This is a genomic window from Ruegeria sp. YTSC199, assembly GCF_059609725.1.
Window position 1 is genome coordinate 22,225 of record NZ_JBXWMF010000001.1, and the last position, 22,614, is coordinate 44,838.

A 22,614-nucleotide genomic window follows, 5' to 3' on the forward strand; every position below is an offset into this window, starting at 1 on the left:
GTCTTTCTGAAAACACGCACGCCCAAAAAAGCATGTGCGAATGAAGCAGTCAGCGCTTGCGCGCCTCAAGCTCGGTATTGAATTCTCGTAGATGGCGCGTCAGGTTCTCCTCATTTATGACGCTGTTGAAGTTCTCGAACAGAAACGACAGTGCTTCACCTTCGTCCAGCCCGGCGTCGCGGGCAAAAGCCCTGAGCCTGCGGTAACCGTCCTCGGTCATGGCGACCGGAATGCGACGGGTCAGGCGAAAGCGTTTTGGCATAGTGTCTCCTCCGAAAAGCCGGCTCCGGGGCGGGGTCCCGGAGCCGGAGATTGATCAGAAGTTCGCGGCCTCCAGAGCCATGACCGTGTCCGCTCCGGTCTGGATGCGGGCCAGGTGCATTGCCGTGGCGGGCAGGCGGCGTGCCATGTAGAATCGGCCAGTATTGATCTTGGTTTCGTAGAACTCTTTGTCCGACGCACCACCGTCCAGCGAGTCCTGCGCGGCCTTGGCCATCTGTGCCCACATCAGGCCAAGGCAGACGTGGCCGAACATGTGCATGAAGTCATAAGAGCCGGACAGTGCGTTGTTCGGGTTCTTCATACCTTCCTGCATGAAGTACATTCCAGCTGCCTGCAGATCCTTGGACGCGGCTTTCAGCGGTTCGATGAAGGCCTTGTCATAGGCTTCGTCCTTGCCGCTGTTTTCCTTGCAGAACGTTTTGACCATGTCGAAGAAGGCCATGACGTGTTTGCCGCCATCCTGTGCCAGTTTCCGGCCCACGAGGTCCAGCGCCTGCACTCCATTCGCCCCTTCGTAGATCATCGCGATACGGGCGTCGCGGGTGTATTGCGACATGCCCCATTCCTCGATGTAGCCGTGGCCGCCGTAGATCTGTTGCGCCTGAACGGTCATGTCATAACCCTGATCAGTCAGGAAGCCCTTGATGACCGGGGTCAGCAGCGAGATCAGCCCGTCTGCGTCCTTGTCACCCGAGCGGTGTGCCTTGTCGATCATGGTCGCGCCCCACAGGATGAACGCACGTGCGCCTTCGGTGAAGCTTTTCTGGTCCATCAGATTGCGGCGGATGTCCGGGTGCACGATGAGCGGATCGGCAGGGCCGTCGGGGTTCTTCACACCTGTTACATCACGGCCCTGCAGACGGTCCTTGGCGTATTCCAGAGCGTTCTGGAATGCGGCCTCGGCCTGCGACAAGCCCTGCATCCCTACACCCAGACGCGCTTCGTTCATCATGGTGAACATGGCGCGCATGCCTTTGTGCTCTTCGCCCAACAGCCAGCCGGTGGCCTCGTCATAGTTCATGACGCAGGTCGAGTTGCCGTGAATGCCCATCTTCTCTTCGATCTTGCCGACCGAAACGCCGTTGCGTTCGCCAAGCGAGCCGTCTTCGTTCACGATAAACTTGGGTACGATGAACAGTGACACGCCTTTGATGCCCTCGGGGCCGCCGGGAATTTTGGCCAGAACCAGATGGATGATGTTGTCGGCCATGTCGTGGTCGCCGGACGAGATAAAGATCTTCTGACCGGAAATCTTGAAGCTGCCGTCTCCCTGGGGTTCCGCCTTGGTGCGCATCAGGCCCAGATCGGTGCCGCAATGCGGTTCCGTCAGATTCATGGTGCCGGTCCATTCACAGCTGACCATGTTAGGCAGATAGGTGTTCTTCTGCTCTTCGGTGCCATGTGCCAGAATGGCCGAGGCCGCGCCGTGGGTCAGGCCCTGATACATTACAAACGCCTGGTTCGCGCCCGAGAACATCTCGCCTACGGCGGTGCCCAGCACGTACGGCATGTTCTGGCCGCCATACTCTTCCGGCATGTCGAGGCCAGTCCAGCCGCCTTCCTTCATCTGCTCGAAGGCATCCTTGAACCCAGTGGGGGTGTAGACGATGCCGTTTTCCAGCCGGCATCCTTCGGTGTCGCCGACCGCGTTCAGCGGATGCAGTACGTTTGTGGCAACCTTGCCGGCTTCTTCCAGAACCGCGCCGGTAAACTCGGCCTCCAGTTCGCTATAGCCTGGAATATCGGATTCCGAGACTTTCAGTACATTGTGCAGAATGAACTGAGTGTCTTTGGTAGGCGCGTTGTAGACGGGCATTTGAAGCTCCCTTAAATTCAGATGTCCGGGGATTGAGCCGCAGGGGTTACTCGGCGGCTTTTTTCTCGTTGTTTATCGAGGCGATGACTTTCTCGCCCCAGCGCAGCTGTTCTTTCAGATCGTCAATGGCTTGTGTCAGCTCTTCGCGGCGGGCCTCCATGTCCGACAGACGTTCACGTGCGATTTCAATCGTACGGATCATCTGGGTCATTTGTTGATCACCCACATGGTACAGATCCAGCAATTGCCGGATCTCTTCCAGGCTGAAGCCGAAACGCTTGCCGCGCAGGATTAGTTTCAGGCGCGCCCGGTCCCGTTTGGTGAACAGGCGTTTCTGGCCCTCGCGGATCGGGAACAAAAGTTCCTTTGCCTCGTAAAAACGCAATGTGCGCGGCGTGACATCGTAGGTCTCGCACATTTCACGGATGGTCATCAGGTCTTCGGTCATGGTTTCAGCACTCTCGTCACTGGCGTCTATTAAAGTCAGGTGCGCAGTCGATGCGCACGTTACAACACGTAGATGACGTTCACGTAATGCAAACGCTACGTCACATTGAAAGTTGACGTAGCATCCTTTCGCGTCAAGGTGCCTGATGCGCGGGTTTTTGAAATTGACGTAACGGAATTTCAACTGGAAGAGGGCGTTGGGTATCTGATGCGAAACCACAACCGATCTGCCCAAGGCTACAATGCTCAAGCTTCATGTGTCAGCTAAGGAGCAGGGGGAGTAAGCTCAGCGCAGGGACTTGGCGGTCTGGTCGCGCAGGCGCTGGAGTTCATCCATCGCCTCATCCAGTTGCTGCCGTTGTTTTTGCAGCTCCGGCATCTGCCGGTCTGCCAGCTTCACGAACTCGGCCATCTGGGCCTGGTTTCCCTGATCTTCGTAGATCAGCAACCACTGGCGAATCTCTTCCAGTGAGAATCCAAACAGGCGACCGCGCATGATCAGCTTCATCCGGGCGCATTCGCGGGGACCGTAATACCGGCTGCGGCCTTCGCGTTCCGGTTGCAAAAGCTCAATATACTCGTAGTAACGCAAGGTGCGCTTGGTTACGTCGAACTCTTCGCACATCTCGTTTAATGACAAACGGTTGTCGGTCATTTTCGATCTCCTTGGCTGCAAACTAGGCCGTCGTGGCGGCAAGCGCAACAGGCGGTCTTGCTCTTTTGCAAGGCACAGGCTCATAAAGAAAGAAATCAAGGGGGCACCACGCATGGTCGACAAAGTAGAAATTGCGCGCCGGTTCATCGAGGCGATTCCGCACGCCAAAGCGCTTGGGCTCAAGCTGACCACAATCAGCGATGGTGAGGCCGCGATTTCCATGCCGTATAACGCCGATCTGGTCGGAGACCCGAGAACCGGCGTCATCCATGGTGGCGCAGTGTTTGCCGCGTTGGATACCTGCTGCGGTGCGGCCGTCATGTGTCACCCATCGGCCCCCGGCGGAACCGCGACAATTGATTTGAGGATCGACTACATGCGCGCCGCCACGCCGGGACAGAGCATCACGGCTCATGCCACTTGCTATCACATCACTCGCAACGTTGCCTTTGTCCGGGCTACGGCGATGGACGAGAATCCGGACTTGCCGGTCGCAACCGCCGCCGGTTCCTTTACAGTGGAGGGTCTGTGATGGCGCGTCCTCGTCCCGAACCCATGCAGGTGGTCAAGCAACGCCGCGACGCAGCCTTGAACGCAATTGTTGAAGGGGTGCCGTATATCCGCTTTCTGAACATCACCTTCGACCGGCGCGGCGACGAACTGACCGGAGTGCTGAATTTCGACGACAAGCTGATCGGCAACCCTCTGCTGCCCGCGCTGCATGGCGGGGTCACGGCTGCATTCCTTGAAGTTACGGCCGTTATCACGCTGAGTTGGGAGTTTTTCTTTCCCAAGATCGAAAGTGGTGAGATCGAAGCGGAAGAGCTGTTCAAGGCCGACTCGGTGCGTTTTCCCAAGACCGTTGATTTCACGGTGGACTACCTGCGATCGGGCCTGCCGCGCGATGCCTATGCACGCGCCTTTGTCAGCCGCTCTGGTCGTCGTTACGCCTCGGTTCGGGTCGAGGCATGGCAGGATAACCACGCGCGTCCGATTGCGCAGGCGACGGGGCATTTCCTGATGCCACAATCCAAACCGGTCGCCGGATAGATCACCGTGCAAACCGCCTCGCCGCCACTCACCCATAAACGGGTGTTGAAGATCGCGGTTCCGATCGTGCTGTCCAATGCCACGGTGCCCATTCTGGGTGCTGTCGATACCGGTGTGGTTGGACAGATGGGGCAGGCGGCCCCCATCGGCGCTGTTGGCATGGGTGCGGTTATTCTGGCGACAATCTACTGGATATTCGGCTTCCTGCGCATGGGCACCACCGGCCTTGCCGCGCAGGCGCGCGGGGCCGGGGACACTGCTGAGACCGGCGCCTTGCTGATGCGCGGTCTGCTGCTGGGCGGTGCGGCGGGGCTATTTTTCATAGTCACGCAGATTTGGGTGTTCTGGGGCGCATTCGCCCTGTCACCCGCCAGCCCCGAGGTCGAGGCGTTAACGCAGGACTACTTGCAAATACGCATCTGGGGCGCACCGGCGACAATTGCCCTCTATGCGGTGACAGGCTGGTTGATCGCGGTCGAGCGAACGCGCGGTGTGTTCATCCTGCAGGTCTGGATGAATGGGCTGAACATCTTGCTGGATCTGTGGTTCGTGCTTGGTCTTGGCTGGGGCGTTGAAGGTGTCGCCATCGCCACTTTGATCGCCGAATGGACCGGGTTGGCTCTGGGTCTGTGGCTATGCCGTGATGCGTTTCAGGGCAACCAGTGGCGCGACTGGCCGCGGATATTCGATGCAGCCCGGCTACGGCGGATGATGCGGGTGAACACGGACATCATGATCCGCTCGGTCCTGCTGACCGGAGCGTTCACCACCTTTCTGTTTGTCGGCTCCGATCTGGGCGATGTGAACCTTGCGGCCAATCAGGTGTTGTTGCAGTTTCTTGAAATCACGGCCTTTGCTTTGGACGGCTTTGCATTCTCGGCCGAGGCTCTGGTCGGCAGCGCCGTGGGCGCGCGCGACCGGTATCAGGTCCGCCGTGCGTCGATCATGGCGTCGCAATGGGGCGTTGGCGGAGCTTTTGCTCTGGGTACTGTATTCTACCTGACCGGACCGACTCTGATCGACCTGATGACTACTTCGCCCGAAGTGCGTGACGCCGCACGGGATTACCTGATCTGGGCCGCTCTGGCCCCGGCGATCGGAGTGGCGAGCTGGATGTTCGACGGCATCTATATCGGGGCCACATGGACCCGCGCCATGCGCAACGCGATGCTTCAGTCGGTCGTGATCTATGTCGGCGCGCTGTTCATTCTTGTGCCGACGCTGGGCAATCATGGGCTTTGGGCCGCGTTGATGGTTCTGAATATCGCGCGCGGCATCACGCTGGGCTGGCGCTATCCTCGGTTGGAGGCGCAGGTGGCTTAAAGCAGCGTAAGCAGGTTCTCGGGCGGGCGCCCGATGGCCGCCTTGTCGCCTGCAATGGCCAGAGGGCGTTCGATCAGGATCGGGTTTTCGGCCATGGCGGTGATCAGGTCATCTGCAGGCGTGCCCTTGGTCAAACCCAGCTCTTTGAACCGCTTTTCGCCCGTCCGCATCATGTCGATGGCATCAATGCCCAACTGATCCAGCACGACGCGAAGCTCGCCCGCCGAAGGCGCGTCCTCAAGGTATTTGCGAATCTCGACTTGTGCGCCGTTCTCTTCCAACAACGCCAGCCCGGCGCGGGATTTCGAACAGCGCGGGTTGTGCCAATATGAGATCACAGCCAGTCCTCTCGTTTGCTTCCAACGGCTTGCGTGACAGAGTTGAACCCGTCACGCGCCAACAATTCGTCCAACCCCTGCGCAATCTCAGCGGCCAGAGATATCCCGCCATAGACAAGCGCCGTATAAAACTGCACGGCCGAGGCCCCGGCGCAAATCTTGGCGTAGGCCTGTTCCGCATTGCTGATGCCGCCCACGCCGATCAAAGGGATATTCCCCTCGGTCAGTTGGCTGAGCCGGGCCAGAACCCGCGTCGATTTCTCGAACAAGGGTGCGCCTGACAACCCGCCAGCTTCCCCCTTGTGGCCGCTGCGCAACCCGTCGCGGGACAAGGTGGTGTTGGTTGCGATCACCGCGTCCACGCCGGTTTCCGAGGCGACTTCCGCGATGTCCCGCAATTCCGCTTCGGTCAGGTCGGGCGCGATCTTCAGGAAAATCGGGATCGGGCGCGGCAGTGTATTGCGCGTTTGGATCACGCCGCCCAGCAGCGCGCCAAGCGCCGCCTTGCCCTGCAAATCCCGCAGCTTTTCGGTGTTGGGCGACGAGACATTGACCGTGGCAAAATCCAGATGCGCCGCGCAATGGGCCAGAACCTTGGCAAAGTCGCCGGGCCGGTCGTCACTGTCCTTGTTCGCGCCAAGGTTCAGCCCGATCACTGCGTCCTTGGGGCGTTTCGCTAGACGGCTTGCCATGACCTCCATGCCTTCGTTGTTGAAGCCAAAGCGGTTGATGGCAGCCTTGTCTTCGGACAGGCGGAACAGACGGGGCTTCGGGTTGCCGGGCTGCGGGCGCGGTGTGACTGCGCCGACTTCAATGAAACCAAAACCAGTGCGAGAGAGAGCGGTTAGAACCTCTCCGTTCTTGTCAAAGCCGGCGGCCAGACCAACCGGGTTGGGCAGTTCAAGGCCGACCACCTGGGTTTTCAGCCGGGGCGAGGTCACCGGTCCCGGCATTGGGGCCAGACCGGCCCGCAAAGCCTTGATCGACATGCCATGGGCGGCTTCTGGATCCAACTTGTGCAGGACGGCAAGCCCCAGTTTCTCTGTCAGTTTCATCCGAAAGTCTCTCCGCCTTTTGCCGGTGCGCATCGGATCAGGCGCGAGGTTTCAACCGCCGCTTGTCGATGTATGACCGCCGCTTGGTAAACCGGGTCCGTCACCATTTTAAGGAACGCGTGTGCCGTTGGATATCGGGCGATGAACACTTCATCCCATATCTCATCTTGCGGACCGATCAGAGTGGTCTGATACGCGCCGCGCCACAGGATCGACGCACCTATCCGTGCAATGATCGGAGCGGTCTCGGCCCCATAGTTGCGATAGGCCTGCGCACCGGTCAGCCCGGCCTCTGCCAGTTCGTGCCCGGCGGGGTAGGTCGCCTGCGCGCGGAATTTCACAAGGTTCAACATCTCGATCGGATGATTGCGGTCCAATGCCTTGAACGCCTCGAACTGGGCCCGGTCGGGGTCGATGAACGCGGTCATACCATCTCTGCCGGGAACTGGTGCGCCTGCCCGTCAAAGGGTAGGGCGCGCGACCAGACCACATCCGTCATGCGAATCTGGCGGTAGAGATGCGGAAATAGGGCACCGCCGCGCGACACCTCCCATTTCAGGTCTTCGCCCATCGCATCCGCGTCGCAGGCTAGCAAAGTCAGACCCTCGTCATTGGTAAAATGTTTGGCTGCGGTCTCGGCGGCTTGTTCGGCGGTCGAGAAATGGACGTACCCATCGGACGCATCAATTGGCGCACCGTCCGAGGCCCCCTGATCCTGTAAATTGGCCCATTCATCGGCCCTGAATATCTTGTAAATCAGCATGAGGTGGTGATGCCCCGCGTGACGGGTAGAATCAAGCCGGTTTTCCCCCTTTGACTCTTCCACTCGGCGCGCGCACCATCACGTCAATGAAATACAAGGAGTATGAAGATGTTCACTCGCTTTTTGGCATCTGCTGCGGTTCTGGGCCTGACTGCAGGCATGGCCGTCGCCGATTATAAACTGACGATTCTGCATACTAACGATTTCCACGCGCGTTTTGAGCCGATCAACAAATATGACAGCGCCTGCGACAAGGAAGATCAGGCAGAAGGCAAGTGTTTCGGCGGCTCGGCCCGGTTGGTAACTGCAGTGAATGATGCGCGCGCGCGGGCCGAAAACTCGATTCTTGTCGATGGCGGGGACCAATTTCAGGGTTCGTTGTTCTACACCTATTACAAGGGCAAAGTCGCGGCCGAGTTCATGAACAAGCTGGGTTATAACGCGATGACTGTGGGCAACCACGAATTCGACGACGGCCCCGAAGTTCTGCGTGGTTTCATTGATACAGTGGGTTTTCCGGTATTGATGTCGAACGCGGATATTGCAGACGAAGAGCTGCTGACCGGCAAGATCAAGAAATCCACCATCATCGAAGTAGGCGGGGAAAAGATCGGCCTGATTGGCCTGACGCCGGAAGACACACATGATCTCGCCTCGCCGGGTCCCAACATCACCTTTTCCGACCCGGTTCCAGCCGTGCAGGCCGAGGTAGACAGGTTGACCAGCGAAGGCGTGAACAAGATCGTCGTGCTTAGCCATTCGGGTTTTGGTGTGGATCAACGCGTTGCACAGGAAACCACAGGAGTGGACGTGATCGTGGGCGGCCATTCGAATACCTATCTGTCGAACGTGTCCGACAAGGCTGCAGGCCCATACCCGACCGTGGTCAATGGCGTTCAGATCGTACAGGCCTATGCCTACGGTAAATTCCTGGGCGAGCTGAACGTAACTTTCGACGATGACGGTAAAGTGGTCGAAGCGGTAGGCGAGCCGCTGATCATGGACAACACAGTAACCGAGGACCAAGCGTCACTGGACCGTATCGCTGAACTGGCCGTGCCGCTGGACGAAATCCGCAACAAAGTGGTGGCAAATGCGTCAGACGCCATCGAGGGCGACCGAGCGGTCTGCCGCGTGCAGGAATGTGAGATGGGCAATCTGGTCGCCGACGCCATGTTGGCACGGGTTGCCGATCAGGGCGCGCAGATCGCAATTGCAAATTCGGGCGGGTTGCGGTCCTCGATCGACCCCGGCGAGGTGACCATGGGTGAGGTGCTGACTGTTCTGCCCTTCCAGAACACGCTTTCAACCTTTGAGATCAGTGGTCAGACGGTCATCGACGCGCTGGAAAACGGCGTCAGTCAAGTCGAAGAGGTCAAGGGTCGCTTCCCGCAGGTTGCAGGCCTGACCTTTACCTGGGACCCGTCGGTTGCGCCGAACGAAGGGCGGATCACCGAGGTGATGGTCGCCGAGGGGGATGGTTTCGTTCCGATTGATCCCGCCGCCACCTATCTGGTGGTCACTAACAACTATGTCCGCAACGGCGGTGACGGCTATTCAATGTTCGAAGGTAATGACAAGAACGCCTATGACTATGGGCCTGACCTGGCAGATGTGACGGCGGAATACCTGGCCGAAAACGCGCCGTATCAGCCTTATCTGGATGGCCGTATCAAGCAGAAGTAAACCTGTGCCTCAGCAATGAAAAAAGGCCGCATCATCCGATGCGGCCTTTGTTTTTCCTGCTGGCTCAGCCGAGGTCATATTCCGGCCAGAGCGCAGCGTCGATACCATCCAGCATCGGGCTCAGATGCTTGGACACGCTTTGCCAGCCGCCAACCGATTTGGTCGAGATCTTGCTGCGGACCTGATCGATACTGGCCGTTCTGACCTGCTTGGTGTTTTCCTCGGGGCGCATCATGGTCTCGTTCCACTCAATTTCACAGAATGCAGCGACCTGCTGGCTGTAGTCTTTCGGGTCGGTCACCAGTTTTTCGTAAGGAACGGTCAGAATGCGGTCTCCGAACACGGCATCCCAATGGGCCATATATCGGCGGTACAGATTCGCCGAATGCGCAATGGCTGCAAGATTTGAGGCATAGCGCATTCCACCTGCCGGGAATCGCCTGATCCATTTGGACAGCCCGACGTCGCGGGGGTCTCGCAGCATGTTGATGATTTTTGCTTTGGGGAAAGCGGACAACAGGAACCCAACATTCTGATAGTTGTGTGGTAACTTGTCGACAAAGGCGACAGTTTCGTCAGGGATCGGCGGCATCAGTTGACGGAACTGACGGGCTATTTCGACAGCGTTTGTTGTGTCAAGACTCTGACCGCTTTTCTCGAATTCACGCGAAAGATCGGCTCCAAGCGTCAGTTCCCCGCACCCTGCGATATCGGGGGCCGAACTCAGCATCATTTCCATCAATGTGGTGCCCGAACGGGGTTGCCCTACTACAAAGATCGGAATTGGCGTCTCGCTCATCCCAGAGTCAGGTATCTCGACGCCGACGGGGAACAGGTCGGTGATCCGCTCCAGTTTTTTCTCTTCCGCGGCCGCGTCATAGGGATTGCTGTCATGCTGTATCGCGTTGGCCCTCAGAAACTGCGGCATGGCCGCGTCCAGCCCATCGATCTTTGAGATCAGGTGCGCCTTGGCGAATTCAAGCTCCAAATGTTCACTGTCGCTGTTGCTGATGGCGGTTTCGACGGCCCCAAGCAATTCCGGAGCCTCCTCTTTGGTGGCCATTGTGGAAAGCTGCAACAACGCCGAAATATGTTCTGGGTTCGTGTCCAGAATGCACAGCAGGATGTCGCGGGCCCCCTTTTTGTCACCGCTCTGGTGCAGGTTCACGGATTTGTCGAATGCAATTCTGGCGTTGTTCGGATCCAGCTCGTAGGCACGGGAAATGTCACGCGAGTTGTCATCGACAAACCCGATCTTCGCGTAGGCCCGGGCCCTCTTGGCCAGCAGCTTTACATCGTCAGGCTCGCTTGCCAGCTTCTTGCTCGCATGTTCGATGATCATGCGCCAGTTGCTGCCCTTGAGGTGGATCTCATCGAGGACGCGGTTCAGCTCTTTGTTGTTCGGGAACTGTTCCAGTTTTTGCTCTGTATATTCCAGCGCCTTGGGGATCTGACCCGTCTGCATCAGAGCATTGGCCAGATTTTCCACGAATTGCGGATCGTCCGGTTTCATTCGGGACGCTTCAACGAAATGCGGGATGGATTTCTTGTACTGTTCCATCTCGGTCAACACAAAGCCAGAGATGGCGTGGAAATCCGAATCCCTCGGAAATTTTTTGACGCCCAACTGAGCTTTTTTCAGCGCCTGTTGCAGCTTGCCTGCCTCCAGTGCGGCCACTGCCTTGCCTTTGAGGGTTTTCGCTGTTTGATTTTGCATGAGACCCCGGGACACCCTGTGCCTGTATGAAACGACTAATGATGGTTCATTACCCATGTGCGGACGGTTTGCAATAACCCTTCCCAATGACGCAATGGCGCAGCTGTTTTCTGCACGGCCGGCGAACACGCTGCCAGCGGTGCCGAATTTCAACGTCTGTCCGACCAATCAGGTACACGTAGTCCGTGCCGGAGAGAGCGGGCGCAGGCTGGACCCGCTGCGCTGGGGGTTTCTGCCACATTGGTACAAGACCGAAACCGCCGGTCCCTTGCTGATCAATGCGCGGGCCGAGACGTTGGCAGAAAAACCCGCGTTTCGTGCGGCTTGCCGCGAACGGCGGTGCCTGATCGTGGCGACCGGGTTCTACGAATGGACAAAGACCGAGCAGGGCACGCGCCTGCCTTGGTATATTCACCGCAAGGATGGCGCGCCGATCGCCTTTGCCGGGGTCTGGCAGGACTGGGGACAGGAAGAGAACCAGCAAGGCACCTGTGCCATCGTGACGACACCCGCCAACAACCATCTCAGTGCCATCCACCACCGGATGCCATTGATCCTTGAGCCCGACGGCTGGCCGCTCTGGCTGGGTGAGGCCGGGAAGGGGGCCGCGCGTCTGATGCGCCCCGGTGCCGAGGACGTTTTGGACTATTACCGCGTTGATCCAGCGGTTAATTCGAACCGCGCCAGCGGGTCCGAACTGATTGAACGGGTCCCGGCATGACGGCGCGCCTTTTCAATGCGGCCTTTGCGGGATAGATCCTTGATATGGCTTTGAGCTTCATTGACTTGCCCAACCTTTATACGCACGGCTTCGATACGGTGATCGATGTGCGCAGCCCGGCGGAATTTGCCGAGGATCATCTGCCCGGTGCCATTAACTTGCCGGTTCTGGACGATGAAGAACGCGCGCAAGTGGGCACGATCTATGTACAGGAAAGCCCCTTTCTAGCCCGCAAACTGGGCGCGGCGCTGGTGTTCCGCAACGCGGCCAACCACATCGAACACAGCCTGTCACACCACGAAGGTGGCTGGAAACCTCTGGTCTATTGCTGGCGGGGCGGGCAGCGGTCGGGTTCTTTCACCTGGATGCTGCAACAGATCGGCTGGCGGGCCGAGGTGGTCGAGGGCGGGTATCGCACCTATCGGCGTCTGGTGAACCGGTTTCTGTATCAGGACCCCTTACCCCATCGTCTGATCGCTTTGGACGGTTACACGGGCACGGCCAAGACCAGCCTTCTGGCGCGTCTGAAAGCACGCGGTGTTCAGGTTCTGGACCTTGAAGGGCTGGCCAATCATCGCGGCTCTTTGCTTGGCGAGATGCCCGGCGGGCAACCCAGTCAAAAGGCCTTCGAATCCGCTCTGGCCGCAGCGCTGTGCGGGCTCGATACAGCGCGCCCGGTTGTGGTTGAAGCAGAGTCGTCCAAGATCGGAACCCTGATCCTGCCGCCCAGCCTGTGGACCGCTTTGCGCAACGCATCACGTATTCAGGTCCGGGCCTCGATCGAGGCCCGCACAACCTATCTGGTCAGCGCCTATGACGACATTCTGTCGGACGCGGACCGGTTGCGCGACCGGCTCTCTCCGTTGCGGTTCCACCGGGGGCACGACGTTGTGGATGGCTGGTTCGCCCTGATCGACGCCGATGACAAACAGGCACTGACACGGGCGTTGATGGAGCAGCACTATGACCCGTCCTACGCCAAATCCAGCCGCGCCCGCAGGGCCGAGATTGTCGCCCGGGTTGACGCCGCCGCACTTGACGATGCGGGTTTGAACGGTACGGCCGCGCGGATCGAACGGATTCTGGATCAGCTTTGAAGGCGCAGGCCTGGTGTGTCGGACATGTGCCCGATGATGACCGCCGGATATCCAGCGTGCCTCAGCTTTTCGCACAGCCCTTGCGCCTGATCGGCCGCGACGGCGGCCAGCAACCCTCCGGCGGTTTGCGGGTCGAACAACAAGTCGGCTTTGCCGCCAAACGGCAAATCCGGAGCGATGGACCGATTGTCATTGAAAATCGTTGACCGGATGCCGTGCGCGCTCAACTCCAGTGCGCCAGTCATCAACGGAATTGCGTCCAGATCGAGTGTCGCGCCGCAGTTCGAGGCCTCGCACATGCCCAACAAATGCCCGGCCAGACCAAAGCCTGTCACGTCGGTCATAGCTTTGGCACCTGCCAGAATGCGTGAAGCTTCGCCCTGCGGCTGAATCATTTGCCGGAAAGCATCAACGATCCATTCGCCCCGGGCCTTGCCGGCCATTTCAGCGGCCATTAGCACGCCGCTGCCCAGCGGTTTGGTCAGGATCAACGCGTTACCGGCCCCGGCCCCTGACAACACAATCGGGTCATTCTCACACAAGCCAGTCAGAGTGAAACCTATGGTCAGTTCATCCCCCATCGAGCTGTGGCCGCCCACGATCTCGGCCCCGGCGTCGCGTATGACCTCGGTGGCGGTGGTCATGATCTCGGCCATGGTTCGGTGCTGCAATTCGGGGGACATGCGGGGCAAGATGATCGTAGCGGTTGCCGCTTGCGGGTTGGCGCCCATTGCCCAGATATCCCCAAGCGCGTGAACGGCGGCGATGCGGGTCATCAGCGCCGGGTCATTGGTGAAACCGCGCAAATGGTCCGAGGTCATCACCTGCCGCGCCCCACCAATCGTCAGCAATGCGGCGTCGTCCCCGGGCAGCGGGATAACATCGGCGCGCTCTGGCGCGGGCAGATTGCGCAGTGCAGCCTGTAGCGCGCCGCGCCCAACTTTAGCGCCGCAACCGCCGCACATGGGTTTTTCACCCAGTGCCTCTTGCAGACCAGCTGTGTGAAGACGCGGCATTGAAGGGCGCGGCATTTCGGGCAGATCGCGGAATCTGTTCATGAAGGTCTGGTCGATATGGTTCTTCCAGCGCCACATCAATGGCCCGCTGAATGAGGTGCCCAGCCGCTCGGCCAGTGCGGATTTTCCGCCCAGTGAGATCAGCTTCAGGTAATCTCTCTGTGGCGTGTACCGCCGCATCCGTCCCGCGCCCAATGCTGCGTGCAGATTAGTGAACAGGACCGGAGCCTCTCGCACCGCATACACTCCTGCCTTTGGGCGCGGGTTTTCCGACAAGTGAGCGCAATCTCCGGCGGCAAAGATCACTGGGTCGCTGGATTGCAGGTAACCGTTCACACGGATGTAGCCGTCCTGCAGATCAAGACCCGTTTGGGCGATCCATTCGTAGGGACGGGCACCGGCGGCACCGGTCACGAAAGCTGCCGGAATTTCACGACCATCATCCAGAATTAAATGATCGGCTTCGATGCGAGAAATGGTCGTATTCTCAATCAGGTCAACGTCCAGAGCAGCCATTGCCTTGCGAATTGTTGCACCCGCCTTTGGTACAGTCGCGGTCAGAGCTTGGGCGCTGTCGATCAGTGTCACTCGTGCCGCGCGACCTTTGGCGCGCAGGGCGTGGGCCATGGCCATTGTCAGCTCAACCCCCGCGACCCCGCCTCCAATCACCGCGACCGAGGCAGGGCCGGTGCCCTGCAGATACGTGGCCCACTGGGCCGCGAAAGGCCCCAGAGGTTTGGCCGGGACCGCGTGGGCGGAAAATCCGGGCAGGGCGGGCATGTCCGAGGTGATCCCCACATTGATCGAAGCCACATCGAACGCCACCGGAGGGCGGCCGGGTGCATGGACCAGACCCCGATCAATGTCGATCCCTTCGACCGGGGCAAGGACGACGCGCGCACCGGCGAAACGAGCCAGGCGCACCAGATCTATATCCAGTTCCCGGCGGTCATAGTGTCCGGCGACATAGCCGGGCAGCATACCGGAATAAGGCGCAGTGGGACCGGGGTTAATTACCGTTACCCGCGCGCCGGGCAGCGGGTTCATCCCCCATTTGCGCAGCACCAGCGCATGGGTATGCCCGCCGCCAATCAGAACCAGATCACGGGTCAGGGGCAGCGGAGGGTGATGCATGAGATTTAATTCGCAGTGTGGTCAGGGACGTCCTCGACCTGCTCGACCGCGTGGGTGGCCCATAGCTCATCCTCGCCCGCGTCCGGCAGATCGTTAGGCTTTTCATGGCGGTGAATGTGCCATTTGGCAATGAACAGTGCCGTGATCGGCGCGGTCAGAAACAGGAAAAGTGTGATCAGCAGTTCGTGCAGCGACAGGTGCTGCTCGATCAGGACTGAGTGGCAAATCGACGCCAGCAACACACCGCCCACGCCCAGCGTCGTTGCCTTGGTGGGCGCGTGCAGGCGAGACATCGGGTCTTTCAGCTTGATCATCCCGAACGATCCGACAAAGCCGAAGATGCCCGAGATGACCAGAAAGAACGCGATCAGAACTTCGAAAAGGAACTCCATATCGCCCTCACTCGATGATATTGCCGCGCAGCATGAAGCGCGCATAGGCCACGGTCGAAACAAAGCCGAGCATGGCGATGATCATGGCGGCCTCGAAGAAAATCTCGGTTCCCAGCTTCAGACCGTAAAGGATCATCAACGCGATGGTGTTGATCACCATCGTATCCAGCGCCAGAACCCGGGTGCCAACGCCCTCGGCCGAGATGATCCGATACAGGCACAGCATTATGGCCGTTCCAAAACAGGCGAAGGCAAACCAGATCGCAACCTCGATCATTCGAAAATCTCCTTCAGTCGACGTTCATAGCGCTGTTTAATCTGATCCCGCACAGCATCCGGGTCGGGTGCATCCAGGCAGTGAACCAGCAGGTTATGCCCTTGTGCCGACAGGTCCGAGCTGACCGTGCCCGGAGTCATGGTGATGGTTCCCGCCAAAACCGTGATCGCCTCGGGCGTGCGCAGTTCCAGCGGGACGCAAATCCAGTTGGGTTGTCGGTCGGCATCGCGTTTGAACAGGATGATCTTTGCCACCGTGATATTGGCAATCACGATATCCCACAGCACCACCAGCATATATTCCACCACCATCGGCCAGTTGCGCAGCTTGGGGCGGTCAGGCCAATAGGGCTGGGTTACGAACGGGATGATAATCCCAAGGATCAGGCCGAAGACAAGCGAGTTTAGCGAGGGTTTGTTGGCCAGCAGAACCCACACAATCGTCAGCAGAAAGGTCAGGTGGGGGTGCGGGAAAATCCGGTGCAGAAGCCTCATCATTCCTCTCCTCCCAGTACGGCCGAGATGTAGTGTTCGGGTGTAAACAGCTGTTCGGCTGTTTTACCAGCGTAGGTCAAGGCAGGGCCCGCGAACAGGGTTAGCATGACGAGACCCAGAACCAGCCCAAAGACGGCGGTGAAGGCCAGTCCGGCGTTTGGTTCGGGCGCAGGCAGGGCGGGGGCTTCTTCGTCTTCCTCCTGCAACGCCGAGTTGCGCTGAACGTCGTGGCTCTTCCAGAAAATCAGTGAACCCGCGCGCGCCAGCCCCACAATGGTGACGAAGGACCCGATCAGGACCACGGCCCAGATCGCGTTGGCATCAGGCGCATCCCGGGATGCGTCCAACACCAGCAGTTTGCCGATGAAGCCCGACAAAGGCGGCATCCCGGCCAGCGCGATGGCACCGACAAAAAACAGGGCCGAGATCAAACCGTTTTGCGGCATCGGTGCCTTGGGTTCGATGGACCCGCCCCTGCGCTCCATCACCAGATCGGCCACAAGGAACAGCAGCGCTGTGGCAAGGGTCGAGTGATAGATGTAGTACAGCGCAGCAGCCGCGGCAGTTTCGGTGAACAGCGAGATCGCAATCAACAGCGTTCCCATCGACGCGATAGCGCAAAAGGCGACCATCCTCGCGATGTGCTGCGTGCCGAGAATGCCGACGGTGCCAACGGCCAGCGTCACCAAGGCTGCGGGTTGCAGCCATGCGCCGACCAGTCCCTGTGTTGCCTCAACCTCGGGGCCGAAGCCCAGCGTGTACATACGCAGGATCGAATAAGCCCCGACCTTGGTCATGATCGCAAAAAGGGCGGCCACAGGCAGGGGCGCATTGGCATAGCTGGCGGGCAGCCAGAAATGCAGCGGCAGAACGGCGGCCTTGATACAGAACACCAGCAGCAACAGAACGGCCCCGACACGCAGCAGCGCCGTGTCATCAGCCGGAAGCTCGGCCACGCGCAGCGCCATGTCCGCCATATTCAGCGTGCCGGTCACGCCATAAAGCGTCCCCAGCGCAAACAGGAACAGGGTCGAGCCCAGCAGGTTATAGGCCACATATTGCACACCTGCTTTTAGGCGCACCGCACCACCACCGTGTGTCATCAGACCGTAGGACGCGATCAGCAGGACCTCGAAGAACACGAACAGGTTGAACGCGTCACCGGTCAGGAACGCACCGCAGACACCCATGAGCTGGAAATGAAACAGCGCGTGGAAGTGTTTACCCCTGTCATCCCAACCTGATGCGATGGCATAAAGCACGATGGGCAAGGCCAGCAGGGCGGTCAGCAGAACCATCATGGCGGACAGCCGATCCAGTACCATCACGATACCGAACGGCGCAGGCCAGTCACCTAGTTCATAGACCTGAATATCGCCGCCAGACGCCTGAGCGGTGATCGTCAGGGCGATCCCTAGCAAGGCGACAACACCAGCGACCGAGAAGATGCGCTGCAGGTCCAGGTGATATCGCAGGACCATGATGATGAACGGGGCCAGAATCGCGGGCAGGACGATCGGCGCTACGATCCAGTGGTTCATGCGTCTTCCCCCGGCGCGTCCACGCTGTCCTGCGCGGTCATGTCGATATGGTCATCTTTCGAGGACAGATAGGCAGACAGCGCGATCATCACGATCACCGCTGTCATCCCGAACGAAATCACGATGGCCGTCAGCACCAGCGCCTGTGGCAAAGGATCGGTATAAGGGACGTCTTCATATTTGTTCAGAACGGCAGGTGCATCCAGCGCAAGCCTTCCGGTTGCGAACAGAAACACGTTCACCGCATATGTGATAAGGGAAAGGCCCAGGATCACGGGGAAAGTACGGCGGCGCAGGATCAGGAATATCCCGGCAGCGGTCATGATGCCTACGGCAGAGGCTACGAGCGCTTCCATCAGGCCGGCTCCTTCTCTTGTTCTTCTTCCGGCGGATCGTCCCGCAGCGGGTTGATATCCATCGGGAATTCCTGCGCCATCCCCGGCTGCCACGCGAAACGCGACAGGCTGTCCAGCGCCAGCATCACCGCGCCCAGAACCGCGAGGAACACGCCGGTGTCAAACAGGATGGCGGTGGCCCATTCGAACTCTTCCAGCGGCGGCCAGTGGATGTAACCGAAATCGCTGGTCAGGAAGGGGCGGTCGTTGAACCACGCACCCAGTCCGGTCGCGGCGGCGATCAGAACACCCCAGCCGATTGTGCCGTGGTAATAAAAGCGCTGCCGCTCGATGGCCCATGTATAACCACTGGCCATGTATTGCATCAGGTACGCAATGGCCACGATCAGACCGGCGATGAACCCGCCGCCTGGCTGGTTATGTCCCCGGAAAAAGATATAGGCACCAACCATCAGCGCGATGGGCATCATCACGCGGGTCGCCACCACCATCATCAGCGGATGGGAATCCCCCGATTGTGGCCAATGCGGTTTGCGATTCAGCAGATAGGCGCGGACGTTCGAGCCCAGAACGGCCTCGGTAAGGGCAAAGATGATCAGAGCTGCAATGCCCAGAACGATGATCTCGCCAAAGGTATCAAAGCCCCGGAAGTCCACCAGGATCACGTTGACCACGTTGGTGCCGCCACCGCCTTTGTATGAGTTTGCCAAATGGAACTCAGAGATCGTCGGGAAGGCAAAGTCCCGCAGCATCAGCGCGTAGATCAAGCCGCCGGTGCCAAGACCTGCCACGACCGAGATCGCCGCATCACGCCAGCGCCGTGCGGCGCTGCTGTCCCACGGTGTATCTGTGGGCAGGAAGTTCAGCGACAGCAGCAACAGGATCATCGTCACCACCTCGACCGAGATCTGCGTCAGCGCCAGATCCGGGGCCGAGAGATAGTTGAAGGCCATCGAAACGATCAGGCCGACCACACCGATCAGCACCAGCGACAGCAAGCGATTGCGGTGGAACCACATGATAGCCAGCGTTGCACCAACCAAACAGATCCAGCCGATGAAGGGAATGATCTGTATCGGCAAGGGCTCGCGCGTTTCCGGGCCAATCACACCGGTCGTGTAGGCGTAATAGCCAAGCCCGACAGTAAAGGCGATTAGGATGATCGCATAGCGGCTGATGACGCCGTTATGCAGCGTGTCGGTGATCCATCGGCTGAGCGCCGTCAGGGCACCGATCACGGCGTCAAAGATCGTCTTGGCCTCGGGACGGGGCAGGGAATTCCACAGCGCTTCTCCCCGCCGGTACAGCGCCAGCAGGAACAGACCGCCCAGTGTGGCCACGGCCGACATGTAAAGCGCAGGCGTGAATCCATGCCACAGCTTCAGCGAATAGTAGGGCAGTTTCTCTCCGCCAATCACGGCGCTGGACACAACCGCAACCAAAGGCCCGACGATAGCCGCCGAATACAGCCCGATCAGAACGACAAGCACTACGAGGAATGCCGGGGCCAGCCACAGCCCGACAGGCGGGTCGTGGGGATGATGCGGATAGTCAGTGCGCTGCGGGCCAAGGAAGACATGGCTGACAAAGCGGAAGGAATAGGCTGCCGAGAACAGTGCCGCCAGCAGCGCCAGCCCCGGCACCAGATAGTGCGAGTGCAGCCATGTGGTGTGGACTGTCTCCTCAAGCATCATTTCCTTGGACAGGAAGCCATTCAGCGGCGGCAAACCGGCCATCGACAGAGCAGCAATCGTGCCGATGGTAAAGGTGATCGGCATTAGCTGACGCAACCCGCCCAATCGCTTGATATCCCGCGTTCCGGTTTCGTGATCCACAATCCCGGCGGTCATGAACAGCGCACATTTGAAAGTCGCGTGATTGATGATGTGGAAGATAGCAGCCACGGCGGCAATCTTGGTGCCGAACCCCAGTAGCATCGTCACCAGACCCAGATGCGATACTGTCGAAAACGCCAACAGCGCCTTTAGGTCGTCCTTGAACAGCGCAATGCAGGCGCCAATCAGCATCGTGACCAGCCCCGTGGTTGCGACGATATAGAACCACGCATCGGTGCCCGCCAAAACCGGCCACATCCGCGCCATCAGGAACAGCCCGGCCTTCACCATCGTGGCCGAGTGCAGATAGGCCGAAACGGGGGTCGGCGCCGCCATCGCGTGCGGCAGCCAGAAGTGGAACGGGAATTGCGCCGATTTGGTGAAACAGCCTAGCAGGATCAGGATCAGCGCGGGCAGGTAATAGGGGGAGGCCTGGATCAGCTCTTTGTTTTGTAGGATAACGCTGAGGTCATAAGAACCGACAATGTTGCCCAGAATCAGCATCCCCGCGATCATCGCCAGCCCGCCGGATCCGGTCACGGCCAGCGCCATCCTCGCACCCTGTCGACCCTCGGGCAGGTGTTTCCAATACCCGATCAACAGGAAGGAACTAAGCGATGTAAGCTCCCAGAATATAAGCAGAAGAAGGACGTTGTCAGACAGGACAATCCCGACCATCGCGCCCTGAAACAGCAGCAGATAGGTATAGAACTGCCCCATCGGATCCTCGCGCGACAGATAGAATCGCGCATAGAGGATGATCAGCAACCCGATCCCCAGGATCAGCAGGGCAAACAGGAACCCCAGACCGTCCAGCATGAAATTCGCATTCAGACCCAGCGCCGGTATCCAGTCGAACCGTGCTGTCACAACGTCTCCGCGCATGACCGAGGGGATGTGGATCAACAGGCCCATAAGTGCCAGAAAAGTGGTCAAGCCCGCCGCCGAAGCTGCTGCGTTTCGTCCTGCCCGGATCAGAAGGGCTGGAAATACAGCTCCGAGGAAGGGAAGGGCCGCGATGAGGAATAGGGACAAGTGCGATACTCCGGTCTGAGCGGTCAAAAGTAATCCTGATTTTGTAAGGATAATTTTCTGACTGTCCAGCTATTGCAGGTTTTTAGCTGCATTCTAGGGGCGCGGAACTGATAGTGTTTTAAAAGGCGCGATAATGACGCGAACTTGATCTGCGGCCCGAATTTCACCACAGCGCCAACCCGGCGATTGTGATAAAACCGGCCTGTCTGCGCAGGAGGGGGCTGTATGGCAGAAATGGTGAACAGGACCCGAAGATGGGTGTTACTGGGCGGAGGCGCGACCCTTGCCGCCGGATTCGCCATCCGGCAATACCGCCTGATCCCCCCGGATTATGCGGGTGATAAACTGAGCGTTGCAGACGCGTATGAGCAGGCGTTGTCGGGAGAAGTCCTGTTGGTGGATATCCGAACCCCCCGCGAGTGGAAGGCCACGGGCATTGCTGAAGGCGCGTACCCGCTGGATATGCGCCGGGATGATTTTGAGCGGGCGCTGGCGCAGCTCACAGGTGGAGACCGCAATACTCGGGTCGCGCTGATTTGCGCCCGCGGGGTGCGGTCTGCCCGTCTGAGCAACCGGTTGACTGAGGCCGGGTTCACAAATGTCATGGATGTCCCAGAGGGCATGTTGGGGTCGGCTGCAGGGCCGGGATGGGTGCGCGTCGGGTTACCCGTGCAGCGCAATACAGGAGAGACAGGATGATCCGGGAAATGACGCTGGCAATTGGGCTGGTGCTGGCAGGTCAGACAGGCCTTGCCGCTTGTGCCGATCAGGAAGGCATGTGTGAAACCGCATCGGGCGGCTATCACATCGAACTGCCCGAGGCGGAAAATCCGCCGCTGTTGGTGTTTCTGCACGGCTATGGCGGTACCGCCACGGGAACCCTGAAGAATCGCAGCATGGTCGAGCCTCTGCTGGACCGGGGGTATGCGGTGATGGCGCCGGAAGGGTCCCAGCGGAATGGCCGCCAAAGCTGGAACTTCTTTCCCGGATGGGAGGGGCGCGATGAAACGGCTTTTCTGACCGAGGCTGTTCAGGATGCCGCGGACAGGTTCGGGGTGGATGCTGACCGGGTGGTGCTGGGTGGATTCTCTGCGGGCGCCTTCATGGTCTATTACCTTGCCTGCGCCGCGCCGGATACGTTTTCGGCCTATGTGCCTGTCTCGGGCGGTTTCTGGCGCCCACAACCCTTAGCCTGCGACGGCCCGGCGCGCTTGTTTCACACTCACGGCTGGACCGACAACGTCGTGCCGCTGGAGGGGCGACTATTGAGTGGTGGCCGGTTCCATCAGGGCGACATATTTGCCGGTCTGGAAATCTGGCGCGTAGCAAACGAATGCACCGACACCAAACCCAGCGGGTTTTCCACCACCGGCCAATTCATGCGCCGCTATTGGACCGGATGCGCCGAGGGCAGCGCGTTGGAATTCGCGCTGTTCCCCGGCGGTCACGGAGTGCCCAAGGGATGGGCGGACATTATGGTCGATTGGTACGAAGGTCTGCCGGGTGGTTGATCCAGGCGCTTTGCGTTCAGTTGGAAACAACACGCGCTGCCTCTCCTGTTGAACGAACGCGCTTTTTGTTGCT

General features: G+C 59.4%; 24 protein-coding genes. 8 read left to right on the forward strand and 16 right to left on the reverse strand.

Going from position 1 to position 22,614, the window contains the following annotated elements:
- Positions 1-49 precede the first annotated feature (49 nt).
- The 4 genes from AC2FEE_RS00105 to AC2FEE_RS00120 all read right to left on the reverse strand — a co-directional run bounded on the left by AC2FEE_RS00105 (position 50) and on the right by AC2FEE_RS00120 (position 3,200).
- Positions 50-262: a hypothetical protein gene (locus AC2FEE_RS00105; RefSeq protein ID WP_496862275.1), complete on the reverse strand. Its 213-nt coding sequence runs from the start codon at positions 260-262 to the stop codon at positions 50-52.
- 54 nt (positions 263-316) lie between these two features.
- Entirely contained in the window at positions 317-2,098 is a 1,782-nt protein-coding gene (locus tag AC2FEE_RS00110; RefSeq protein WP_496862276.1) for an acyl-CoA dehydrogenase C-terminal domain-containing protein, read from the reverse strand.
- A 46-nt stretch (positions 2,099-2,144) separates the two neighbouring features.
- A complete protein-coding gene (locus AC2FEE_RS00115; RefSeq protein WP_496862277.1) occupies positions 2,145-2,546 on the reverse strand; it encodes a MerR family transcriptional regulator in 402 nt (133 codons plus the stop codon).
- A 285-nt stretch (positions 2,547-2,831) separates the two neighbouring features.
- Positions 2,832-3,200, reverse strand: coding sequence for a MerR family transcriptional regulator (locus AC2FEE_RS00120; RefSeq protein WP_170325474.1), 369 nt, complete (start codon positions 3,198-3,200; stop codon positions 2,832-2,834).
- A 112-nt stretch (positions 3,201-3,312) separates the two neighbouring features.
- On the opposite strand from AC2FEE_RS00120, the gene AC2FEE_RS00125 reads away from it, so the two are divergent.
- The 3 genes from AC2FEE_RS00125 to AC2FEE_RS00135 are packed head-to-tail and all read left to right on the forward strand — an operon-like array spanning position 3,313 to position 5,573.
- Positions 3,313-3,732 (forward strand): PaaI family thioesterase, encoded by a 420-nt coding sequence (locus tag AC2FEE_RS00125; RefSeq protein ID WP_496862278.1) that lies wholly within the window; start codon positions 3,313-3,315, stop codon positions 3,730-3,732.
- Positions 3,732-4,250, forward strand: coding sequence for a PaaI family thioesterase (locus AC2FEE_RS00130; RefSeq protein WP_496862279.1), 519 nt, complete (start codon positions 3,732-3,734; stop codon positions 4,248-4,250). Before AC2FEE_RS00125 ends, AC2FEE_RS00130 begins: the two co-directional genes overlap by 1 nt.
- 6 nt (positions 4,251-4,256) lie before the next feature.
- Complete coding sequence (locus AC2FEE_RS00135) at positions 4,257-5,573, forward strand: MATE family efflux transporter (protein WP_496862280.1); 1,317 nt, start codon at positions 4,257-4,259, stop codon at positions 5,571-5,573.
- Here AC2FEE_RS00135 and arsC read toward each other — a convergent pair.
- The 4 genes from arsC to AC2FEE_RS00155 are packed head-to-tail and all read right to left on the reverse strand — an operon-like array spanning position 5,570 to position 7,729.
- Complete coding sequence (arsC, locus tag AC2FEE_RS00140) at positions 5,570-5,911, reverse strand: arsenate reductase (glutaredoxin) (protein WP_496862281.1); 342 nt, start codon at positions 5,909-5,911, stop codon at positions 5,570-5,572. The genes AC2FEE_RS00135 and arsC overlap by 4 nt on opposite strands.
- A complete protein-coding gene (locus AC2FEE_RS00145) occupies positions 5,908-6,966 on the reverse strand; it encodes a quinone-dependent dihydroorotate dehydrogenase (protein WP_496862282.1) in 1,059 nt (352 codons plus the stop codon). The genes arsC and AC2FEE_RS00145 overlap by 4 nt, the downstream gene beginning before the upstream one ends.
- Complete coding sequence (locus tag AC2FEE_RS00150; protein WP_496862283.1) at positions 6,963-7,394, reverse strand: DUF1330 domain-containing protein; 432 nt, start codon at positions 7,392-7,394, stop codon at positions 6,963-6,965. The genes AC2FEE_RS00145 and AC2FEE_RS00150 overlap by 4 nt, the downstream gene beginning before the upstream one ends.
- Positions 7,391-7,729 (reverse strand): DUF952 domain-containing protein, encoded by a 339-nt coding sequence (locus AC2FEE_RS00155; RefSeq protein ID WP_496862284.1) that lies wholly within the window; start codon positions 7,727-7,729, stop codon positions 7,391-7,393. Before AC2FEE_RS00155 ends, AC2FEE_RS00150 begins: the two co-directional genes overlap by 4 nt.
- Positions 7,730-7,837: 108 nt before the next feature.
- Here AC2FEE_RS00155 and AC2FEE_RS00160 point away from each other — a divergent pair, with 108 nt between their 5' ends.
- Complete coding sequence (locus tag AC2FEE_RS00160; RefSeq protein ID WP_496862285.1) at positions 7,838-9,415, forward strand: bifunctional metallophosphatase/5'-nucleotidase; 1,578 nt, start codon at positions 7,838-7,840, stop codon at positions 9,413-9,415.
- Positions 9,416-9,479: 64 nt separating this feature from the next.
- Here AC2FEE_RS00160 and AC2FEE_RS00165 read toward each other — a convergent pair whose 3' ends face one another.
- Complete coding sequence (locus AC2FEE_RS00165; protein ID WP_496862286.1) at positions 9,480-11,132, reverse strand: tetratricopeptide repeat-containing sulfotransferase family protein; 1,653 nt, start codon at positions 11,130-11,132, stop codon at positions 9,480-9,482.
- Positions 11,133-11,187: 55 nt separating this feature from the next.
- Between AC2FEE_RS00165 and AC2FEE_RS00170 the strand changes: the two genes are divergently transcribed.
- A complete protein-coding gene (locus tag AC2FEE_RS00170) occupies positions 11,188-11,853 on the forward strand; it encodes an SOS response-associated peptidase (protein WP_496862618.1) in 666 nt (221 codons plus the stop codon).
- A gap of 44 nt (positions 11,854-11,897) precedes the next feature.
- Positions 11,898-12,950, forward strand: coding sequence for a tRNA 2-selenouridine(34) synthase MnmH (gene mnmH / locus AC2FEE_RS00175; RefSeq protein ID WP_496862287.1), 1,053 nt, complete (start codon positions 11,898-11,900; stop codon positions 12,948-12,950).
- Here mnmH and selD read toward each other — a convergent pair.
- From selD to AC2FEE_RS00210, 7 genes are read right to left on the reverse strand one after another with little or no spacing between them, the layout of a single operon-like run.
- On the reverse strand, positions 12,941-15,100 hold the full coding sequence (selD, locus tag AC2FEE_RS00180; protein ID WP_496862288.1) for a selenide, water dikinase SelD: 2,160 nt from the start codon (positions 15,098-15,100) through the stop codon (positions 12,941-12,943). The two genes, mnmH and selD, sit on opposite strands and share 10 nt — an antisense overlap.
- A 5-nt stretch (positions 15,101-15,105) precedes the next feature.
- Entirely contained in the window at positions 15,106-15,492 is a 387-nt protein-coding gene (locus AC2FEE_RS00185; RefSeq protein ID WP_496862289.1) for a Na+/H+ antiporter subunit G, read from the reverse strand.
- Positions 15,493-15,499: 7 nt separating this feature from the next.
- Positions 15,500-15,769, reverse strand: coding sequence for a K+/H+ antiporter subunit F (locus AC2FEE_RS00190; protein ID WP_496862290.1), 270 nt, complete (start codon positions 15,767-15,769; stop codon positions 15,500-15,502).
- Positions 15,766-16,263, reverse strand: a complete 498-nt coding sequence (locus AC2FEE_RS00195) for a Na+/H+ antiporter subunit E (RefSeq protein WP_480640765.1) — start codon at positions 16,261-16,263, stop codon at positions 15,766-15,768. The genes AC2FEE_RS00190 and AC2FEE_RS00195 overlap by 4 nt, the downstream gene beginning before the upstream one ends.
- Positions 16,263-17,804 carry a monovalent cation/H+ antiporter subunit D gene (locus tag AC2FEE_RS00200; RefSeq protein WP_496862291.1) on the reverse strand — a complete coding sequence of 514 codons (1,542 nt, stop codon included), beginning with the start codon at positions 17,802-17,804 and terminating at the stop codon, positions 16,263-16,265. The genes AC2FEE_RS00195 and AC2FEE_RS00200 overlap by 1 nt, the downstream gene beginning before the upstream one ends.
- The gene (locus AC2FEE_RS00205; protein ID WP_170329401.1) at positions 17,801-18,160 is read right to left on the reverse strand and encodes a Na+/H+ antiporter subunit C; all 360 of its coding nucleotides are present in this window, start codon (positions 18,158-18,160) and stop codon (positions 17,801-17,803) included. The genes AC2FEE_RS00200 and AC2FEE_RS00205 overlap by 4 nt, the downstream gene beginning before the upstream one ends.
- A complete protein-coding gene (locus tag AC2FEE_RS00210) occupies positions 18,160-21,030 on the reverse strand; it encodes a monovalent cation/H+ antiporter subunit A (protein ID WP_496862292.1) in 2,871 nt (956 codons plus the stop codon). The genes AC2FEE_RS00205 and AC2FEE_RS00210 overlap by 1 nt, the downstream gene beginning before the upstream one ends.
- Before the next feature lie 225 nt (positions 21,031-21,255).
- Between AC2FEE_RS00210 and AC2FEE_RS00215 the strand changes: the two genes are divergently transcribed.
- Together AC2FEE_RS00215 and AC2FEE_RS00220 are read left to right on the forward strand one after the other, a co-directional pair.
- On the forward strand, positions 21,256-21,729 hold the full coding sequence (locus AC2FEE_RS00215) for a rhodanese-like domain-containing protein (RefSeq protein ID WP_496862293.1): 474 nt from the start codon (positions 21,256-21,258) through the stop codon (positions 21,727-21,729).
- Complete coding sequence (locus AC2FEE_RS00220; RefSeq protein WP_496862294.1) at positions 21,726-22,541, forward strand: CE1 family esterase; 816 nt, start codon at positions 21,726-21,728, stop codon at positions 22,539-22,541. The genes AC2FEE_RS00215 and AC2FEE_RS00220 overlap by 4 nt, the downstream gene beginning before the upstream one ends.
- Positions 22,542-22,614 lie beyond the last annotated feature (73 nt).